The 17,191-nt window shown below is 67.7% G+C and carries 19 protein-coding genes and 1 tRNA gene; 9 read left to right on the top strand and 11 right to left on the bottom strand.

Translation table 11 applies throughout. The features are described 5' to 3' along the window. Positions 1–10: 10 nt before the first annotated feature. Positions 11–208 (bottom strand): hypothetical protein, encoded by a 198-nt coding sequence (locus GQS65_RS06790; RefSeq protein WP_158203911.1) that lies wholly within the window; start codon positions 206–208, stop codon positions 11–13. 347 nt (positions 209–555) lie between these two features. On the opposite strand from GQS65_RS06790, the gene GQS65_RS06785 reads away from it, so the two are divergent. Both GQS65_RS06785 and GQS65_RS06780 read left to right on the top strand, forming a co-directional pair. Next, entirely contained in the window at positions 556–3,681 is a 3,126-nt protein-coding gene (locus tag GQS65_RS06785; RefSeq protein WP_158203910.1) for an adenosylcobalamin-dependent ribonucleoside-diphosphate reductase, read from the top strand. Between the two features lie 164 nt (positions 3,682–3,845). Next, positions 3,846–4,628 (top strand): spondin domain-containing protein, encoded by a 783-nt coding sequence (locus tag GQS65_RS06780; RefSeq protein ID WP_158203909.1) that lies wholly within the window; start codon positions 3,846–3,848, stop codon positions 4,626–4,628. Positions 4,629–4,693: 65 nt separating this feature from the next. Here the strand turns inward: GQS65_RS06780 and GQS65_RS06775 are convergent, their stop codons facing one another. The 3 genes from GQS65_RS06775 to GQS65_RS06765 all read right to left on the bottom strand — a co-directional run bounded on the left by GQS65_RS06775 (position 4,694) and on the right by GQS65_RS06765 (position 6,856). Then, the gene (locus GQS65_RS06775; protein WP_158204613.1) at positions 4,694–4,984 is read right to left on the bottom strand and encodes a hypothetical protein; all 291 of its coding nucleotides are present in this window, start codon (positions 4,982–4,984) and stop codon (positions 4,694–4,696) included. Positions 4,985–4,992: 8 nt separating this feature from the next. Beyond that, positions 4,993–5,265, bottom strand: a complete 273-nt coding sequence (locus GQS65_RS06770) for a winged helix-turn-helix domain-containing protein (RefSeq protein ID WP_158203908.1) — start codon at positions 5,263–5,265, stop codon at positions 4,993–4,995. An 85-nt stretch (positions 5,266–5,350) separates the two neighbouring features. Beyond that, positions 5,351–6,856, bottom strand: a complete 1,506-nt coding sequence (locus tag GQS65_RS06765) for a molybdopterin-dependent oxidoreductase (RefSeq protein ID WP_158203907.1) — start codon at positions 6,854–6,856, stop codon at positions 5,351–5,353. A 102-nt stretch (positions 6,857–6,958) separates the two neighbouring features. Here GQS65_RS06765 and GQS65_RS22020 point away from each other — a divergent pair, with 102 nt between their 5' ends. Further along, positions 6,959–7,078: an HVO_2523 family zinc finger protein gene (locus GQS65_RS22020; protein WP_303646294.1), complete on the top strand. Its 120-nt coding sequence runs from the start codon at positions 6,959–6,961 to the stop codon at positions 7,076–7,078. A gap of 28 nt (positions 7,079–7,106) precedes the next feature. On the opposite strand, the gene GQS65_RS06760 is transcribed toward GQS65_RS22020, so the two are convergent. After that, entirely contained in the window at positions 7,107–7,763 is a 657-nt protein-coding gene (locus tag GQS65_RS06760) for a VTT domain-containing protein (RefSeq protein WP_158203906.1), read from the bottom strand. Positions 7,764–7,900: 137 nt separating this feature from the next. Between GQS65_RS06760 and GQS65_RS06755 the strand changes: the two genes are divergently transcribed. Beyond that, a complete protein-coding gene (locus tag GQS65_RS06755; protein WP_368279908.1) occupies positions 7,901–8,260 on the top strand; it encodes a DUF5830 family protein in 360 nt (119 codons plus the stop codon). A 104-nt stretch (positions 8,261–8,364) separates the two neighbouring features. Further along, complete coding sequence (locus GQS65_RS06750) at positions 8,365–8,571, top strand: hypothetical protein (RefSeq protein WP_158203905.1); 207 nt, start codon at positions 8,365–8,367, stop codon at positions 8,569–8,571. 6 nt (positions 8,572–8,577) lie between these two features. Here the strand turns inward: GQS65_RS06750 and GQS65_RS06745 are convergent, their stop codons facing one another. Further along, positions 8,578–9,540 (bottom strand): DUF7115 domain-containing protein, encoded by a 963-nt coding sequence (locus GQS65_RS06745; RefSeq protein WP_158203904.1) that lies wholly within the window; start codon positions 9,538–9,540, stop codon positions 8,578–8,580. 82 nt (positions 9,541–9,622) lie between these two features. Between GQS65_RS06745 and GQS65_RS06740 the strand changes: the two genes are divergently transcribed. Further along, a tRNA-Met gene (locus GQS65_RS06740) sits at positions 9,623–9,761 on the top strand. A 52-nt stretch (positions 9,762–9,813) separates the two neighbouring features. Here GQS65_RS06740 and GQS65_RS06735 read toward each other — a convergent pair. Continuing rightward, positions 9,814–10,203: a hypothetical protein gene (locus tag GQS65_RS06735; RefSeq protein ID WP_199268414.1), complete on the bottom strand. Its 390-nt coding sequence runs from the start codon at positions 10,201–10,203 to the stop codon at positions 9,814–9,816. Between the two features lie 295 nt (positions 10,204–10,498). Between GQS65_RS06735 and GQS65_RS21860 the strand changes: the two genes are divergently transcribed. Next, entirely contained in the window at positions 10,499–10,630 is a 132-nt protein-coding gene (locus GQS65_RS21860) for a DUF7503 family protein (protein WP_267902892.1), read from the top strand. Here GQS65_RS21860 and GQS65_RS06730 read toward each other — a convergent pair whose 3' ends face one another. Both GQS65_RS06730 and GQS65_RS06725 read right to left on the bottom strand, forming a co-directional pair. After that, positions 10,631–12,739 carry a hypothetical protein gene (locus tag GQS65_RS06730; protein WP_158203903.1) on the bottom strand — a complete coding sequence of 703 codons (2,109 nt, stop codon included), beginning with the start codon at positions 12,737–12,739 and terminating at the stop codon, positions 10,631–10,633. Between the two features lie 21 nt (positions 12,740–12,760). Continuing rightward, positions 12,761–13,444 (bottom strand): DUF7504 family protein, encoded by a 684-nt coding sequence (locus GQS65_RS06725; RefSeq protein WP_158203902.1) that lies wholly within the window; start codon positions 13,442–13,444, stop codon positions 12,761–12,763. A 199-nt stretch (positions 13,445–13,643) separates the two neighbouring features. Between GQS65_RS06725 and GQS65_RS06720 the strand changes: the two genes are divergently transcribed. Then, the gene (locus GQS65_RS06720) at positions 13,644–14,564 is read left to right on the top strand and encodes a mechanosensitive ion channel family protein (RefSeq protein WP_158203901.1); all 921 of its coding nucleotides are present in this window, start codon (positions 13,644–13,646) and stop codon (positions 14,562–14,564) included. A 107-nt stretch (positions 14,565–14,671) separates the two neighbouring features. Then, positions 14,672–15,625 carry a phosphotransferase family protein gene (locus GQS65_RS06715; RefSeq protein ID WP_199268413.1) on the top strand — a complete coding sequence of 318 codons (954 nt, stop codon included), beginning with the start codon at positions 14,672–14,674 and terminating at the stop codon, positions 15,623–15,625. A gap of 29 nt (positions 15,626–15,654) precedes the next feature. Here the strand turns inward: GQS65_RS06715 and GQS65_RS06710 are convergent, their stop codons facing one another. Continuing rightward, on the bottom strand, positions 15,655–16,911 hold the full coding sequence (locus GQS65_RS06710; RefSeq protein WP_158203900.1) for a right-handed parallel beta-helix repeat-containing protein: 1,257 nt from the start codon (positions 16,909–16,911) through the stop codon (positions 15,655–15,657). Continuing rightward, a complete protein-coding gene (locus GQS65_RS06705; RefSeq protein WP_158203899.1) occupies positions 16,908–17,123 on the bottom strand; it encodes a hypothetical protein in 216 nt (71 codons plus the stop codon). The genes GQS65_RS06710 and GQS65_RS06705 overlap by 4 nt, the downstream gene beginning before the upstream one ends. Positions 17,124–17,191 lie beyond the last annotated feature (68 nt).

The following is a 17,191-nucleotide window of genomic DNA, read 5'->3' as shown; positions in this document are numbered from 1 at the left end:
ACGGCGGCCACTACAGCAGCGCTGGCAGCTGAGGGAGGACGTCCGTCATCCCCGTGACCCACAGGCCGGCGAGGACGACGAGCGCGAGGACCGCCACCTTCCAGGCGACACGGAGGACCAGTCGGGCGACGAACAGGACGACGACCAGCGCGACCAGCGCCAAGAGGACGTCGGGGAGCGGGACCTGTCCGAGCTGCGAGACGACCATGGTAGCGTTTCACCCACGACGGGAATAAATCCGTCGGCTGTCGGGACCGACAGCCCCCGTCAACACCCTCTCCTTTCGACTCGAACCGGCCTCACTGCGGGCGATTTCTCGCTCGCCGGGGCACTTTCACTCCGGTCCGCCAACGGTTAATATCGGACCGTCCAATCCCTCGAACGGACACCGTGAGACGGCTGGAACCGTCTGACGGTTCGAGAATCAGACACTACACCGGGCAGCAAAATCTCCGGACCCGATGGGTTGAACTTGCTGGACGGTAAGCACTCGTCGTTACCGATGACTGGACACCACACTACTCCGACGCCAGAACCGACCGCCGTGGGGGGCCTATGAGCGAGGCCGACCTCTCCGCGGACGAACTCGTCTTGCCCGTCAAGCGCACCGACGGGGAGACGCTCGCCGACCGTATGACGAGCAACGCCTACGACAACATCCTGCCCGCGCGCTACCTCCAGCGCGACGCCGACGGCGAACTCACCGAGACGCAGGAGGAACTGTTCGTCCGGGTCGCCAAGAACGTCGCCCTCGCCGAAGTCGTCTTCGAGGCGGGCAAGCGCGACGAGACGGTGACCGTCACGCCCGAACAGCTCAAACCCGACCACCCACGGCGCGACGAACTCGCCGCCGACGTGTTCGGGGCCGGCACCACCGCCGACACCGACACCGAGACCGAACTCTCCGTCTACAACGTCTCGAAGTTCGCCTACGACACCGTCGTCCCGGAACTCGACGCCGACCTCCGTTCGCACGTCGAGAGCGTGCGCGAGGACTTCCAGGAGACGATGGAGCGCCTCTCTTTCATCCCGAACTCGCCGACGCTGATGAACGCGGGCGGCGAACTCCAGCAGCTCTCGGCGTGTTTCGTCGACTCGCCCGAGGACGACCTGACCGACATCCACCAGACCGCCAAGGAGGCCGCCGAGGTGTTCCAGTCCGGCGGCGGGATGGGCTACGCGTTCTGGCGACTCCGACCGTTCGGCGACGCCGTCGGCTCCACGGGGGGTATCGCGTCCGGCCCCATCACGTTCATGCGAACGTTCGACCAGATGTGCGAGACCATCGCGCAGGGCGGCACCCGCCGGGGCGCACAGATGGGCGTCATGCGCATCTCTCACCCGGACGTCATCGAGTTCATCCACGCGAAGAACAAGGACGTGAGCCTGGCGCACTGCCTGCGACTCAACGACCCCGACGACTACACCTACACGACGTTCTCAGAGGCGCTGGAGGAGGCACGCGGCCTCATCGACGAGGACGGCCGCGTCCCCAAACACCTCCGGAACGCCGTCGAAGGCCACCTCTCGAACTTCAACATCTCCGTCGGCGTCACGGACGAGTTCATGGACGCGCTGTACGCGGGTGAGGAGTACGTCTTCGAGAACCCGCGCACCGAGGAACCGCACGTCGCCACCGAGGAGACCAGGGAGATGTACTCCCGCTACGGGCTGGGCGAGTACATCGAACCGGGCGAAGAGATGTCGATTCCCGCCGACGTGCTCTGGGACCGCATCGTCTCGGGCGCACACGAGAACGGCGAACCCGGCGTCGTCTACCTCGAACGCATCAACAAGGAGCACTCCTTCGACGTCGAGGAGCACCCCGACCACCGCATCCTCGCCACGAACCCCTGCGGGGAGCAACCGCTGGAGGAGTACGAGGCGTGTAACCTCGGCCACATCAACCTCTCGACCATCGTCGCCGAGGACGCTCCCGACTGGCGCGTCTTCCGCGAGAACTACGACGGTGACCTCGAATCGGCCGTCGACGCGTTCCTCGAAGAGGCCATCGACACCGAGGCGTTCGAGGGGCGCATCGAACTCGGGACGCGGTTCTTGGAGAACGTCGTCACGATGAGCGACTTCCCGGTGCCGAAGATCGAGGAGAAGGTCCGCGAGATGCGGAAGATCGGACTGGGCGTCATGGGGCTCGCTCAACTCTACATCCAGCTGGGCATCCGCTACGGGAGCGAGGAGGGCAACGAGGTCGCCCGTCAGCTGATGATGCAGATCAACCACGGCTCGAAGGCCGCCTCCCACGACCTCGCCGAGGAGCGTGGCTCGTTCGACGACTGGGCCGACTCGAAGTACGCGAACCCCACCGAGTACCGCGAGTGGTTCGAGCACCAGACCGGCGAGTCCGCCGACGACTGGGCCGAGGGCTACCCCATCCGCAACCATAACACGACCACCATCGCCCCGACCGGCACGACGAGTATGGTCGGCAACACGACGGGTGGCTGTGAACCCATCTTCAACGTCGCGTACTACAAGAACGTCTCCGACGACGTGCAGGGCGACGAGATGCTCGTCGAGTTCGACGACTACTTCCTGCGCACGCTGGAGGCCAACGACATCGACGTCGAGGCCGCCAAGCGCGAGGCTCAAGAACAGATGGCGAACAACGAGTTCGACGGCGTGACCGGACTGGAGACGGTGCCGAACGCTATCGGCGAACTGTTCGTCGTCACGTCGGACCTCTCGGGTATCGACCACGCGAGCGTCCAGACGGCGTGTCAGCAGGGCGTCGACTCCGCCATCTCGAAGACGTGTAACTTCCCGAACAGTGCCTCGAAGGAGGACATGGACGAGGTGTACCGCTACATCTACGACCACGGTGGGAAGGGCGTCACCGTCTACCGCGACGGTACTCGCTCGAAGCAGGTGCTGACGACGCGCGCGGACAACGCCGAGTTCGCCGACGAGGAGGAGGCCGCGGCGGCCATCGTCTCCCAGATCGAGGAGATGTTCGGTGGGCTCGACGGGTTCCTCGACGACGAGAACGTCCGCGCGGCGCTCGACACCGAGATCGACGCCGTCATCGGCGGCGCGGCGGCCCCGGACTACGCCGAGAAGCAGGTCCGTCCGGACGTGCTCCACGGCGTCACCCAGCGCATCGACACCGGCTACGGCAAGATATACGTCAACATCAACGAGGACGACCACGGTCGCCCGTTCGAGCTGTTCGCCAACATCGGCCACTCCGGCGGGTTCACCAACTCCTTCACCGAGGCGCTGGCGAAGGTCATCTCGACGGCACTGCGCTCGGGCGTCGACCCCGAGGAGATCGTCGACGAACTGCAGGGCACCCGTTCGCCGAAGGTCGCGTGGGACAAGGGCGAGCAGATCCAGTCCATCCCCGACGCCATCGGGACGGCGATGCGTCGCTACCTCGACGACGAGATAGACAAGCCCTACCCCAAACAGCAGAACCTCACGGAACTCGCCGAGGGCGACGTCGACAGTGCGCCCGAGACCGACGGCGGACTGGCCGCCGAGGCCGACACCCCGCCCGAAGGCGTGCAGAACGGGGCCGCGACCGACGAGAACGCCGACATCACCCAGGACCTCATCGCGGCGGGCGAGAGCCCCGAGTGTCCGACCTGTGGCTCGATGTCGCTGTACATGAGCGAGGGCTGTAAGACCTGCCAGTCGTGTGGCTGGTCCGAGTGCTCGTAATCTGAACTGTCGCGGTTCTCTCCGCTTTTCGACCCCGTCGAGCGGCGAGGCTTCGCACTCCTGTCGACGAACTCGGCACGAATTCTAGAACCACTCGTGACACATCCTATAGGATGTTTGAAAAATCCTCATGCCCCCCTCCGGCGCAGGTCCGGGTGCAGACCATGACCGACGACACACTCGACGGGACGGAGACGGACAGTACAGTATCACGCCGACGGTTCCTCGGCGCGACGGCGCTCGCGGCGGGCGGACTGGCGCTCGGTGCGAGCGTCACCGGATTCGGGGCGGCCAGCGAGGGAACGATGTTCACGCTCCGTATCGAGAACGTCTCGACGGGGTTGACGCTGACGACGACCGACGAGGAGGCCGCCGAACAGCCAGTACCGCTCTCGCCGGGTGCGTGGGCGGTCCACCGCGACGGCGAACCGCTCTTCACCCCCGGGGAGATGGAGCGAAACAACGGCCTCGAAGAGATCGCGGAGGACGGCTCGCCGATGCGACTCGCAGAGGCGCTGGGCCACGACGAACACGTCAGGCACAGCGGTGCGTTCACGACACCGGTGGGTGCGGACGGGCCGGCACCTATCGGCCCCGGCGGGGTCTACGAGGTCGAGTTCGAGGCGGGAGCGGGCGACTACCTCTCCTTTGCGACGATGTTCGTCCCCTCGAACGACCTGTTCTACGCGCCCGACCCCGAGGGCATCGCGCTGTTCGCACGCGACGGTGACGCCGTCTCGGGGAACGTGACCGACCTCGTCGCGCTGTGGGACGCGGGGACCGAGATCAACGAGGAACCGGGCGTCGGTGAGAATCAGGTCCAGCGCCAGCGTGGGGCGGGGGTCGGCCTCGTCGAACGCGGCACCGTGGCGGCCGTCGAGGACGTGAACGGCTACGAGTACCCCGCCGTCGCCGACGTGATTCGGGTGACGCTCTCGACGGAGTAATCGGAAACGCTTCGGCCCTCACTCTTCGTCCGATGGCGAGAACTGCCGTCGGCGGCATCCTCCGACTACTTCACCGTGACGTAGGTGAGGAACGCCAGTGCGAGCGCCTGCAACCCGCGCAGCAGTGCGACCACCTGCTGGACGCCGGGGTCCATCGAGTAGAGCGACTGCATGCTGAAGAAGAAGTAGATGGCGACGGCGTTCTCGACCAGCATCACCGCGCCGAAGGCGACGAGGCCGGCGACCATCCCCGACCGGAACGTCCGGTAGTTGCGCACCCAGACGGCGGTCAACACGCCCAGAAGGACGAGGTTGACCGTTGCGAGGGCGCTGGCGACCATCACCCAGGTTCCCATCGTGGTCATCAGATGTGCTCCGTTATCTCCTCGAACCGTTCGCGGTGGTACTCGAAGCGGTCGGTGAGGAAGTAGAGTTTCCCGTAGTCACCGCCGCCGGTCTCGACGACGTCGTGTTCCAGTAGCATGTCCAGGTGGTGTCGCACGGTGTTGTAGTCCACGTTCAGGCACTCCGAAAGCTGGTTGGCGTTCCGGGGGCGCTCGGAGAGCGCACGGATGATACGTGCCCGGTTCGCGCCGCCGCGGGTCCCCGCGAGCAGGTACCAGAGTGCCTTCTCCATCCGTCAGTAGGGGGTTCGTGTGTGGTGGTAACTCCATCGGTCGCTACGGCGAGGACCGGAGTCCGCGGTCGGACGGCCCGCCACGTCACGGCGACACCGTCCGCGACACCCACCCCGACGCGCCGCTGGGGAAGGCGTCGGCCTCCTCGCGTGGCTGCATCCTCCCGTCGCCGTCGTACGCACGGACGACCACCTCGTGTTCGGCGTCGGGAGCGTCGTACTCGTAGGCCCACTGTCGCCAGGCGTCCTCGGCCGGTTCGCCGTCGGCCCCCGACAGCGGGTCGGAGAGGTCGGCGTCGGTCCAGGTCTCCCCGCCGTCCGTCGAGACTTCGACCCGGGAGATGCCACGGGTCCCCGCGTAGGCGTGGCCCGCCACCTCGACGGTCCCCTCGTTCCGGTTGAGGACGTGGAGTTTGGCGACGGTGTTGACCGGACCGGTACCGTGCCAGCCTCGCTCCTCCCAGTAGCCCGTCGCCTCCTCTTCTAAGAGTTCGAGTTCGGTGAGCCACTTGACGTTGATCTCGCCCCAGTGACCGGGAACGAGTAGGCGGGCGGGTGCGCCGTGACCGCGGGGGAGGGTCTCGCCGTTCATCGCGTAGGCGATGCGGGCGTTCCGGAGGGCCGACAGCGGGAACTCCTCGTAGAAGCCGTCCGCGGCGCGGGCCATCACACAGCAGTTCTCCTCGCCGACGCCGGCCTCGTCGAGCAGCGGTGCGACCGGAACGACCTCCCAGAGCGCGGTGTCCATCTGCGTGCCGTTGAGCGGTTCGCCGACACACCGGAGCGTGACGAACTCGGGGGTGGACTCGCGGGCCGTCAGGTCGTCGTAGTCGATTTCGAGGTCGTTCTCGACGGCCCCGGTGACGCGCATCGACCACTGCTCGGCGTCGAGGTCGGGGTCGACCGCGTTGATGTCGACCTGGTAGAACGCGTCGCTCACGAGCGGTTCGAGTCCATCGACGCCGAGCGACCGCTGGCGGGCCTGGTCGAGCAGGCTGGCGGTGTCGGCGCTCCCCACCTGGACCGTGGGGCCGGCATCGTCGCTCGCGCTCCCGAGGCGGTTGCCGACGTTCAGGCCCAGTGCGCCGAACGCGAAGGCAGCGGCCAGTGCGCCCAGCGCGCTCCGGCGGTCGGGGTCGACCGTCGTGTCGGTCGTGCGCCGACCGAACAGGTCGACCGCAGCCACCGCCACGGCGACCGGGAGTCCCGTTCCGACGCCTGCGAGGGGCGTCCCCGTCACGAGCGCCGCGGCGACACCGACGACGAGGCCGGCCGCGAGCGCCCCGACCAGCGGCGGCGCACGTCGACCGACGACCACGCCGCCGAACGCGACGGCCGCGATAGCTCCGACGACGAGTAGCGTCGCCGCGAGGAGGTTCAACTGCTGGCCGAGACTGCCGAACGTCGTGATGGCGAACGTCACCACCTCGCCGGGCATCGCCCGGGACAGCGCCCCCTCGACGGGCGCGACGACGTAGCCCGGTGTCGCTCCCGTGACGGCGTAGGACCCGGCGACGCCGGCGACCCCGGCGGCCAGTGCGACACCGACGGCAGGGAGTGTCGCTCGCACTCTCGCTTCGTACGCGCTCATGAGTTCACGGAGGGACGGCCGACGTAAACGGGTTGTCCGAACTCGTTCTAGAATTCCCCCCGAATCCCAACGGCCTAAGTCTCGCGCGACGAACGACGCACCATGACCGAGCGCAGTGGTCGGCCCTGTCCGTTCTGTGAGGCCCCGATGTACAAGCGCCACTGCAAGTACGTCTGCCCGAACCACGGCGTCGTGGTCGACTGCTCGGACCCGTTCGTCTGAAACGTCCGGCAGCAGTCCCTCTCCCCGCCTACTCCGGCGTCCCCGCCGAGAGTCGGCGGTAGACCGGGCCGCCGAGCAACAGCGTGCCGACGGCGAGGCCGCCGAACACGAGCGGGAGACCTCCGGAGAGACCGTCGGTACTCAGCGTCTCCATCGAGTGGCCGGCGAGGAGGGCGGCGACGACCCACGGCGACTCGCCGAGTGCCGTCCCCAGCAGGTACGGGCGGACGGGGACCCGCGAGAGGCCCGCGCCGTAGGAGACGACGTCCGTCGGGAGGGGGGCGAGGCGAGCGGCGACGACCCCACGGGTGTCGCCGGCCGTCTCGAAACAGTCCGCGCCGGCCGTCCCGACCCAGCCGAGCAGGCCCTCGGTGGGGCGGTAGCGTCGCGCGAGGAGGTACGGGAGGACGGCCGTCCCCGTGGCGACGGTGAGGCCGAGCGTCAGCGCGGGGAGGGTCACGCCGAAGACGTAGCCGACGACGCCGACGAGCGGGGTCATCGGCCACGCGACCACGGGTCGGCAGAGGGCGAGGACGAGGACGACCAGCGTGAACGCGGCCGGGTCGGCGGCGACGGCGACGACGCGTTCGAGCACGCGCTGTGGCGACACCGCCAGTGACGCGACGACGACGACACCCACGGCCAGGGCCAGCCCCGATAGCTGTCGTCGCGTCGCGCCGTCCATACGCCTCGATTCCACGGGCCGGGTAAGTTCCTTCTGGTCGTCGGAGGGTCGACACGGCCCGCTCGTGGCCGTCGTCCGTCGCCCGCCGGCCAACGCCGGGCGGACCGTTTAAGCTACCCGACCATCTATCGGCCGACGTGACCGACGAGACGGTCGAACTCGGCGTCCAACTGCTCGAACGCCTCGAACACGAGGAGCTCTCGCTCGCCGAGTGTGTCGACCGTCTCGAAACCATCACCAGCAACCCGACGACGACGCGGACCATCCTCGACACCGCCGAGATGCGCGGCGTCATCTCGCGTGAGGACGGCATCGTCCGCCCGACGGGTGGCCGGTTCCTGCAGTTCCAGAGCGAGGTGATCGAGAAGCAGGGCGAGTTCACCTGCAAGCGCTGTGGTGCGTCCATCTCCACGGGCTACTTCATGCGCCTCCAGGCGGGCGAGCACGGCCCGTTCGGGTCGTCGTGCATCCGGAAGGTGACCGGGCGGGAGTCCTGACCCCGCGAGACCCCACCCGTGAGCCGTGTCGTAGCTGGTGTTGCGTCTGACTCCCCCGAGAGCGCCGACCCAACGCTGTTGACGCTCGGACCGTCACGCCGTGTATGGACATCGGCCGGGCCGTAGAGTCGTGGTTCCGAGAGCACGTGGCCGTCTGGTTCCTGGCGCTCGCGCTCCTCACGGGCGCACTCTACGGTGGTGGTCAGTTCCTGCTCGGCGGTTCGACGACGGTCGCACTCGCCAGTGGCGTGGGCTGGGGGGTGCTCTGGGCTGGAGGGTTCCTCGTCGTCCGGGGCCTGCTCTCGGAGTAGCGTCCGTCAGCGACCCTGCCGAAGTTCCTCGATGAGCGTCTCGATAGTCTCCTGCTGGCGCTCGATGAGGTCGGTCTGGTGGTCGACCGTCGCCTCCAGCGCGTCGAGGCGGTCGAGCACCTCGTCGCTGTGGATCGTCGCCGTTCGCTCGTCGATAGTCGTCGTGGTCCCGTTCGCCGCCGCGTGCTCGGTCCGCTCCTCGCTCGCCCCTCCGTCGGTGACGTCACCGAGCAGCGGTTCGACGGTCCGGGTCGGAGCCTCCTCCTCGTCGGTGGCGGCGGTATCGTCGGTGTCGTCGGTCCCACCGGTGTCCCCGTCGGCCTCCTCGTCGTCGGCCGTGGTCTTCGTCCGGAGTGCGACCAGCGAGTCGACGCCGTGGTAGTCGAACAGTGCACGCTGGAGGGTCTGACGGACCGCACCCGCTCGTTCGCTCGGGGCCTTGATTCGCTGTGGCCGGCCGTCGACGGTCAACACGAGTTGGGTGGCGACGCTCCCCTCTTCGACGCTGAAGTCGGTGACGGCCTCGAACGGGAACGACTCGGCGTCCGTGTCCCAAAGCGCGGTCCCAACGTGTTTGACGACCCGTCCCTCCGTGACGACGAGCGTGAGTTCGCTGAAGCGGTAGACCGCGAGGACGGCCTCCTCGTCGCTGGTCTCGCCGGTGGTACGGAGGACGCCGCTGAGGAAGGGCGTGAGGACGTCGTCGAGACGCTTGGTCGGGACGGTGAACTCCTGGTCGCCAGCCATCGCCGTCGTGGCGATGGTCGTCTTGCGTCGGCCCTCGGTGACCTCGACCCGGTCGACGTCGTGGGTGACCGTCTCGACCGTCTCGTCGCGCAGCAGGCCCTCGGAGCGATAGACGAGCGTTCGAGCGGGGGTGACGACGAGCAGGTCGTCGCCGCCGAGCGGGACCTTCGCGTCGACGGCGTCGTCGCCGAGTTCGGTCGAAAGCAGGCTGGGGGTGTCCATGCCACGCGGTCTGTCTATCGTCTCATAAAACCCTGGGAGAAGATGGGAAGAGTCAAGTGCGAAACGGCGATATTCGGAGACAGGCCGGGTGGCTTAGCTGGACATAGCGCCGCACTCATAGGGTTCACACTCGCGCGGCAACTGCCCGCATCCCGTGGAGTCCCGCCGGACTCCACACCTGGGACATGCGGAGATCGTGGGTTCGGAGCCCACCCCGGCCACTTCTCGTTCAGAACCGCTTCGGAGAGCGACGCGACCGTCCGTCCGGTCGCCTCACGCGCCGGGGACGCCGAGTGCCTGGAACCCGACGAGGTCGAACGTCGCCAGTACCCACAGCAGGCCGACGGCGACCAGCCACGCCACGATACCGATAGCGGCGGCCGTGACCCACCCGCCGGGGTACTGCCAGTTGATGAGCGTCACGAAGATGACCAGTCCGAGTATCGGTCCCAGCACCGGCACGCCCGGTAGGAAGAAGACGACGAGCGCCCACACGACGGCACCCACGAGCGCGGTGATACCCGCCCTGACGTAGCCCGTGTCCCGGTCGACGACGAGCATCGCGCCGAGGTGGATGGCCCCCGTTCCGACGATGAGGTTGATGGCGAACACCAGAATCGTCGCCGCCAGATCACCGTCACCGGTCGCCTGAAGGACGCTCATCGGGACACCTCGTGGGTGCTGGTCGTGCCGCTCACCGTATCGAGTCCGTCGTGGCCTTCCGGCACTGTCGAAAGCATCATCACCGTGCCACCACGAACGTGCGCTACACTTATCGTGTTACTGCCGGCGGGGGCACTCCCGGCCACACCGACCCTGCCGGCGGTAAAACGACGCGACAGCGGCTCTGCGGCCCGGTTGTTCGAGCTGGGTGTGACTTTCACACTTAATTTAGTGTTTAATTTCTAAAATCTATTTAGTAAAATTGATTGGTTCATGGCGCATCGTACCATCTGTCATGTCCGACACGAACGTCTCGACGTACATCGCAGAGCACCCGAAGATGGCCGGCGTCCTGTTCACGATGCTGTTGTTGCTGTCGCAGGCCGGTTCTGCGGCGGCCAGCGCCGGCGCAATCCGCGGTCCATAATCAATCGCGCTCGTTTTGAAGGCAACTGAGCAACTCGTCGCTCCAACTGAGTCGCTGTTCGACGAACACTGGTAGCTGACTCTGTGAGAGATACTCCTCCAGTTCGTCCTTGGTAACGAGGAAATCGCCAGCCGGTCCCGAGTTGAAGTAGCAGTCGTCGTTGTCGCCGATATAAGGCACGCAGAGCGCTCCGAGTCTGGTTCGTGCCGTGGGATACGCGAAGACCGACGCCAGATACTGGTCTTCGCGTCGCTCTATCTCCGTATACAACGGCACTCCCCCTCGACTATCTGCTATCTGTAACTGCGCGTCGCCGACGACGGTGTACTGCCGGCCGGTAATCGTCTCGCTCCGGAGGACGTCCATCGCGCCCGCCATCGAGAACCCGGCGTTCAGGAGTCGAGCGAGCGTCCGGCCGACACGCGTCGCCGGTTCGTTACCGACCTCGGCCAGCGTGACGATGCCCGCGATGGCTCCCTTCTCGACGAGTTCCATCCCCTGTTCGTAGGAGCGACAGGCGTTGAGGACGAACGCGCGTGCCCCGACGTAGTCGAGCGTGGTCGCGTCGAGCGGACCGTCGGCACACTGCATCCCGTCGTCGTCGACGTGGCCGACGTAGTGGACGAAGTCGTAGTCGTCCGCGAGGACACGCGTGAGTTCCGTGCCGGTGAGGTCCTCGAAGATGTCGATGTCGAACGCGACGAGTTCACGGAGACCGTACAGGTCACGGACGTCCATCTCGGCACGCATCTCCGGAGAGTTCGAGACGACGGCGACTTCGATGGCACCGCTCGGTCGGGCTTCGAGGCGGCGCTTGCACGCCTCCAGCGTCGGTTTCGACGCCCCCATCGGTACCCCGTCGCCGACCCACGCGTGCTCGATGGTGTCGGTCGGTTCCGGCTGGACGACTCTGACGTCCTCGCCGAAGGGGGTCTCGTTCGGGCCGGGGCGTCTGACGACGCCACGAACGAGGCCGCCGTCGCTGCGGTAGAAGTCCTCGATGGCCTTCGACTCCTCGTCGTTCGACGGTGAGAGCGCGGGTTGCGGACACCGGACTCGCGCGAGGTCGGCGACGGCGAACGGGAGGTGGACGAGGTGTTCGGCGGCCGGTGCGAGGTCGACCGTCGACTTCCAGGTGGGGATGGCCGGTTCGACCGTCTCGTGGGGAGTGTCGAGGTAGGCGCGAAGCTGTTCGACGAGCGAGGCGTCGTACATCGCCGCCGGGTCGAACGACAGGTCGTCCTCCACGACGCGCCGTGCGTGGAGGTCGACCGGGTACAGCCCCTCGGTTCTGACGACACAGTCGAGCGTGAACAGTCGCTCGAGCGTCCGGTGGACGGTCCGCTCGAACCCGCCCGGTCCGTCCAGCGGGTACTCCTCGCCGTCGACGAGCAGTCGCGGCCCGCCGCCGACACGCACGGTAGCGTCGGTGTAGTACGCAAGCGGTGCGACCGGGAACAGCGAGGAGACGGTGGGCGGCACCTCGATACCGACGGGGGTGTCCGTCCGCTCGAACTCGGGCGGCGCGTCGAAGCTATCGCCGAGTTCGAACAGCGGCGGGTGGCCACGGAGCGTCGGCCAGGACCGTTCGGAACTGGTCGTCTTGAGCGCCGACCCGAGACAGGAGAGTGCCCGTGCGAGGTCGGCGGGGTCGTCCGTCGTCGTCACCGTCGTCGCGGGGAACTCGTGCATCGAGCGGATGCCCAGGCGAAGGTCGTCGGCGTCGTCGACCAGCAGTCGTCGACCCACGTCGTCGGTCGTCGACCGGAGGCGTCCGTCGATGGCGAGGTAGGTCTTGACCGCGAGGGAGGTGACTTCGACGACGTACTCGCCGTCGGGCAACGAGAGTTCGTTGCGGTTCGCTGCCTCCGCGACGACGCGGCCGTCCATCTCCCGGACGATGAGGTTGACGTGCTGTGGGATGCGGAGCGCGGTCGTGTCGAGTCGAACCGCGGCGTCGACGGGGAAGACGAACCCGCTCGGCTCACACGGTTCGGGACTGACCGCCGTCGCCGTCTCCAGGCGGGTCGTCACTCCCTGGATGTCGTCGGCGAGTTCGACACCGACCGGGTCGTCGGTGGCGGCGATGGTCAGATAACGCGCGCTCACACTGGCACTTCGACTCGGCACCTATAACAACATCCACTCGGTCCGTTCGTCGGTCTCCGGGAACGACCAGCGCTGTTCCGGTGGGAGCCCCTCGCGGTGGCGGAGTTCGACGTGCACGTCGAACGACGGCAGCAGGGCGTCCACGACGGCGGCGTCCGACGCGGCGGCGACGTGGCAGTGGAACATCCCCCGGTCGGCGACGACCGTATCTCCCAGCGAGCGGAGCATCCGTTCGCTCCGGTCCAGTCCGTGCCGGTCGACGAGCGCCCCGCCACCGACGACCCCGACACGGAGCGTCGCGGGCGCTGGCGCTCCGTTCGCCCGTCGGTCGGCGGCGACGGCCGCGAGGACGTCCTCGTAGAACGCCGCCATCGAGTCCGTCGCGGTCTCTCGGGGTGGTAGCGGTTCGGCACGGGCGACCGTGGCCGACCGAACGTCGCCGCGGTGTTCGACGACGGCCACCCGGTCGGCGGCCGTGGGAGGTCCCTCGGGGAGATGTGCCGACGGCGAGGAGTCGTCGGCGAGCGCGAGGATTCGAGCACGGTCCTCCTCGGGCGACCCGAGCAGGTGGCGCGTCTGCTGGGCCCGGACCGCGGCGCTGACGGACCCGGTCACGAGCAGTCGGGAGCCCGCACGCTTGAGGCGTTGGAGGGTCTCGACGACCGTCGAGGCGTCCTCACCGTCGTCTCGCGTCGATTCGTCCACAGTCTCGATTCGACATAAAATGATAAATAACTAACGTCAGACGGGGAACAAACGCTCGCACATCGGGTATCAGTGGCCCGGTCTGGGTTCGGATTTATTAGTGCCCCGTGAGTGGCCGGTGTCGTATGCACGTATCACGGTCTGCCGACGGTCGGCCGGTTCGAGCAGTGCGGTTCCGTCGTGTGGCGGAGGGACGTGAATGACGCTGCTCCAGCAAGGTGACGGCGGTGGTGACTTCGTGATTCCCGAGACGACGGAGGGGTGGCTCGACCTGCTCAGCGGCGTCATCGGCGGCGCGGCGAAGTTCGTCGTCGCGTTCGTCGTGGTCTACCTCGTCGGTCGGCTCGTCGCCGTTCCGCTGCTCAAACGTGCGCTGAAGGCGCGCGGGTTCAACGAGAGCATCCGGAGTCTCGCAGACGACGTCTTCGGCATCCTGGTGCTGTTCGCGGCACTGGCCATCTCGTTGGCGCTGGCCGGGTTCGGGTCGTTCCTCGCCGCGTTCGCCACGCTCGGTGGTGCGCTCGCCCTCGCAGTCGGGTTCGCCGCACAGGACCTGATAGGCAACTTCGTCGCGGGTATCTTCATCCTCAAGGACAAGCCCTTCGAGGTCGGTGACTGGATCGAACAGGACGACGTCGTCGGCCGGGTCGTCGACATCGACCTGCGGGTGACGACGATCAAGACGTTCGACAACGAGAAGATAACCGTCCCGAACTCCGAACTCGCGGACAACCCGGTCAAGAACCCGGTCGCGTACGACAAACTCCGCCAGAAGTTCGTCTTCGGCATCGGCTACGAGGACGACATCGACCACGCCAAGGAGGTCATCCTCGACGAGGCGAGCCAACAGGAGGAGATTCTCGCCGACCCCGCCCCCGACGTTCGTGTGACCGAACTCGCCGACTCCTACGTCGGTCTCCAGACCCGGTTCTGGATGACCAACCCTTCGCGCTCTGACTTCATGGCGGTTCGTTCCGACTTCGTCCAGGCGGTCAAAGAACGCTGTGACGCCGAAGGTATCGACATGCCGTACCCCTACCTGAAGGTCATCGGTGGCCTCGACGTGGACATGGACGGCGAACTCGCCACGCGCGAACTCCAGCAGTCGGCCGACGACTGAGGCGAGAACGACTCCCCCGGACGACGACCCGGCGACCGACGGCTAGCGCTCTCGTCGTGTGGTGCCGGGACTGAAACCCACTTTGCGGTTCGGCCCGTCCCTCCCGTGTGGACAGCGCCCTCGCTCGCCGCGTCCTTACGACGACGTTCCCGGAGCGTCGGGTCTCGGACCCCTCGGCGCTTCGAGCGGGCAACGTCAAACGGACGTTCACCGCGACGGTCGACGGCGACGCCGTCGTCGTCCAACTCCACTCCGACCCCGCCCGTCTGCACGTCGAGGCGACGCTGACCCGTGCGGTCGGCGACCGGACGTCGCTTCGCGTGCCGACGGTTCGAGCGACCGGAACGCTCGACGGCCACGGCTACCTCCTCACCGACCGCGCGCCGGGCGAGGACCTGCACGAACGGTTCACGGCCCTCGACCGGTCGGAGCGGCGGTCCGTCGTCGCCACGTTCGGTCGCGCACTCGGTGAACTCCACGAGGTGTTCCGCTTCGACGGACACGGCCCGGTCGGTGTCGACGGCGACGACCTCGTGGTCGAGACGTCCCGGTCGTGGGCAGCGTGGTTCGACCACCTGACCGCGACGGGCCTCGACGCGTTCCCGGAGGCGCTGGCGGACCTCCGGCCGCGAATCGAGCGTGCGCTGGCGGACCGACCGGCCGCCGACCACCGCTCGACGCTGTTCCCGTGGGACCTCAGACCCGGCAACGCCCGGTACGACGGGTCGGTGACGTTCCTCGACTGGGGCGGGCCGATGACCGCCACCGCGGAGTGCTCGCTGGCGAAGACGGAGTACGTCGTGGTCGACTGGTACACGCCCTCGCCGGCCCTCCGCGAGGCGTTCCACGACGGCTACCGTCGGTCGACGACGCTCGCGGCCGACTACTGGGGCGAACGACGACCGTACTACCGACTCGCGGCCGTCGTCCGGACGGCCGTCGACTCACGGGGCGTCGTCACGCGACCGGGCTACCCGGAGCGAGACGGTGACGCGGCGGTCCGGTTCCACCGCGACCACCTCGAAGCGACGCTGGCGGCCGTCGAGTCCCGAACGGAGTAACGGGTGTCTGCGGTGTGGTTCTCGCCGGTTCAGTCCCGACGGAGCAGCAGTGCGCTCGCGCCGAACGCGACGAGTGCGGCGAAGACGCCGAAGCCGGGACCGAACCCGCTGGACGTGGTGGTCTCGCCACCGCCGATGACGCGTGCGGTCTGGTTCCCACCGTCCGTATCGGTCGTCTCGGTCCCGTTGACGGGTGCGCTCGGCCCGGCGGGCGCGTCGGTCCCGCTCTCGCTCGTCGTGGTCGTCGACTGCTGTCCGTCCACGGCCGTCGTCGGTTCGTCCGTCCGTTCGACGGTCGTCTCGCTCGGCTCCTCGGCCGCTTCGGTCGTGGTGTCGTCGCCGGCCGAGTCGTCGGTGTCGGTGTCCTCGCCGGTGTCGTCGTCGTCGTCACCGCCGTCGGCCCCACCGGCCGAGTCGTCACCGTCACCGGCCGGGTCGTCGCTTCCCGCGTCACCGTCGTCGGCCGGTTCGTCCGTCGGCTGGTCGACCGTCGGTTCCTCGGTCGGCTGCTCCGCGGTCGGCTCTTCCGTCGGTGGTTCCTCGGTCGGGTCGCTGGTCGGCGTCTCCGTCGGGTCGTCGCCGACGAGTTCACCGCTCCCGGTTCGCGGGTCGGTCACGTAGTAGGGGTCGAAGCGGACGCCCTGACTGACGCTGTCGCCGTCACCGTCGGCGAGTCGCCCCGTCGCGGGGTCCTCGACGCCACCGGACGGGCCGTTCTCCGCGCCCCACCAGTTCTCGCGGGCGTCGACCTGCCCGCCCTGCGCGGTGACACCCGCGCCGTTCCCCGAGATGATGGAGTATCGGACGGTCGCCGAATCCGGCGAGGCGACGCGGATACCGGTGTTGCCGTTGTTCTCGACCGCGCTCCGCTCGACGGTCAGGCTCCCCGAACTGACGCGGATGCCGTGGTCGTCGTTGTTCGAGACCGTGCTCCGCTGGACCGTGTAGGCGACGTAGAGGCCGTCGAGGCCGATGGCGTTGTCCGTCACGTCCACGTCGGTGAGCGTCACCTGACTGTCCTCGGCGACGACGCCGACGTCGTTCCCGGTCAGTGTGCCACCGGAGATGCTCGCGCTCCCGGTTCGCTGGACGTTGACGCCGTACTGGTTGCCGCTGAGAGTCGCTCCCTCGATGGTGGTGCCCTCGGCGTCCACGACCCGGACACCGTCCTGCCACCCGGTCGCTGTGAGGTCACGAACGACCGCGTTCCCGCCCTGGACGAGGACGCCCGTCGTCGCTCCCCCGCCCGTGTTGTCGATACTGTTCCCGTTCCCGTCGATGGTCACGCCGCTGGCAGCGACGGTGAGACACGCGCCTCCGGAGCGTTCGCGCCGATGTCGGCTGCGAGCGTGTACTCGCCGGACTGCTCGATGGTCGTACAGCTAGCGATGGTCGACTGTGCAGTACCCGGCGTCGCCGCGACGGACGCGACGGGGACTGCAACGAGGGCGGCGACGAGTGCCACGACGGCGACTCGTTGCCCGTGCGATGCTGTCATCGACGAGAACTCCACTACCGAGGTGCTTCGTTACCCGCGCGTTTATATCGGAAGAACGGTCGACGCGA

Source organism: Halomarina oriensis, from assembly GCF_009791395.1.
Classification (GTDB): Archaea; Halobacteriota; Halobacteria; order Halobacteriales; family Haloarculaceae; genus Halomarina; species Halomarina oriensis.
This window is presented reverse-complemented; position numbering and strand designations above follow the sequence as displayed.

Coding starts and splice junctions, on each gene's coding strand:
- GQS65_RS06790 (WP_158203911.1), bottom strand. CDS start 208: ATGGTCGTCTCGCAGCTCGGACAGGTCCCGCTCCCCGACGTCCTCTTG.
- GQS65_RS06785 (WP_158203910.1), top strand. CDS start 556: ATGAGCGAGGCCGACCTCTCCGCGGACGAACTCGTCTTGCCCGTCAAG.
- GQS65_RS06780 (WP_158203909.1), top strand. CDS start 3,846: ATGACCGACGACACACTCGACGGGACGGAGACGGACAGTACAGTATCA.
- GQS65_RS06775 (WP_158204613.1), bottom strand. CDS start 4,984: ATGGGAACCTGGGTGATGGTCGCCAGCGCCCTCGCAACGGTCAACCTC.
- GQS65_RS06770 (WP_158203908.1), bottom strand. CDS start 5,265: ATGGAGAAGGCACTCTGGTACCTGCTCGCGGGGACCCGCGGCGGCGCG.
- GQS65_RS06765 (WP_158203907.1), bottom strand. CDS start 6,856: ATGAGCGCGTACGAAGCGAGAGTGCGAGCGACACTCCCTGCCGTCGGT.
- GQS65_RS22020 (WP_303646294.1), top strand. CDS start 6,959: ATGACCGAGCGCAGTGGTCGGCCCTGTCCGTTCTGTGAGGCCCCGATG.
- GQS65_RS06760 (WP_158203906.1), bottom strand. CDS start 7,763: ATGGACGGCGCGACGCGACGACAGCTATCGGGGCTGGCCCTGGCCGTG.
- GQS65_RS06750 (WP_158203905.1), top strand. CDS start 8,365: ATGGACATCGGCCGGGCCGTAGAGTCGTGGTTCCGAGAGCACGTGGCC.
- GQS65_RS06745 (WP_158203904.1), bottom strand. CDS start 9,540: ATGGACACCCCCAGCCTGCTTTCGACCGAACTCGGCGACGACGCCGTC.
- GQS65_RS06735 (WP_199268414.1), bottom strand. CDS start 10,203: ATGAGCGTCCTTCAGGCGACCGGTGACGGTGATCTGGCGGCGACGATT.
- GQS65_RS21860 (WP_267902892.1), top strand. CDS start 10,499: ATGTCCGACACGAACGTCTCGACGTACATCGCAGAGCACCCGAAGATG.
- GQS65_RS06720 (WP_158203901.1), top strand. CDS start 13,644: ATGACGCTGCTCCAGCAAGGTGACGGCGGTGGTGACTTCGTGATTCCC.
- GQS65_RS06705 (WP_158203899.1), bottom strand. CDS start 17,123: ATGACAGCATCGCACGGGCAACGAGTCGCCGTCGTGGCACTCGTCGCC.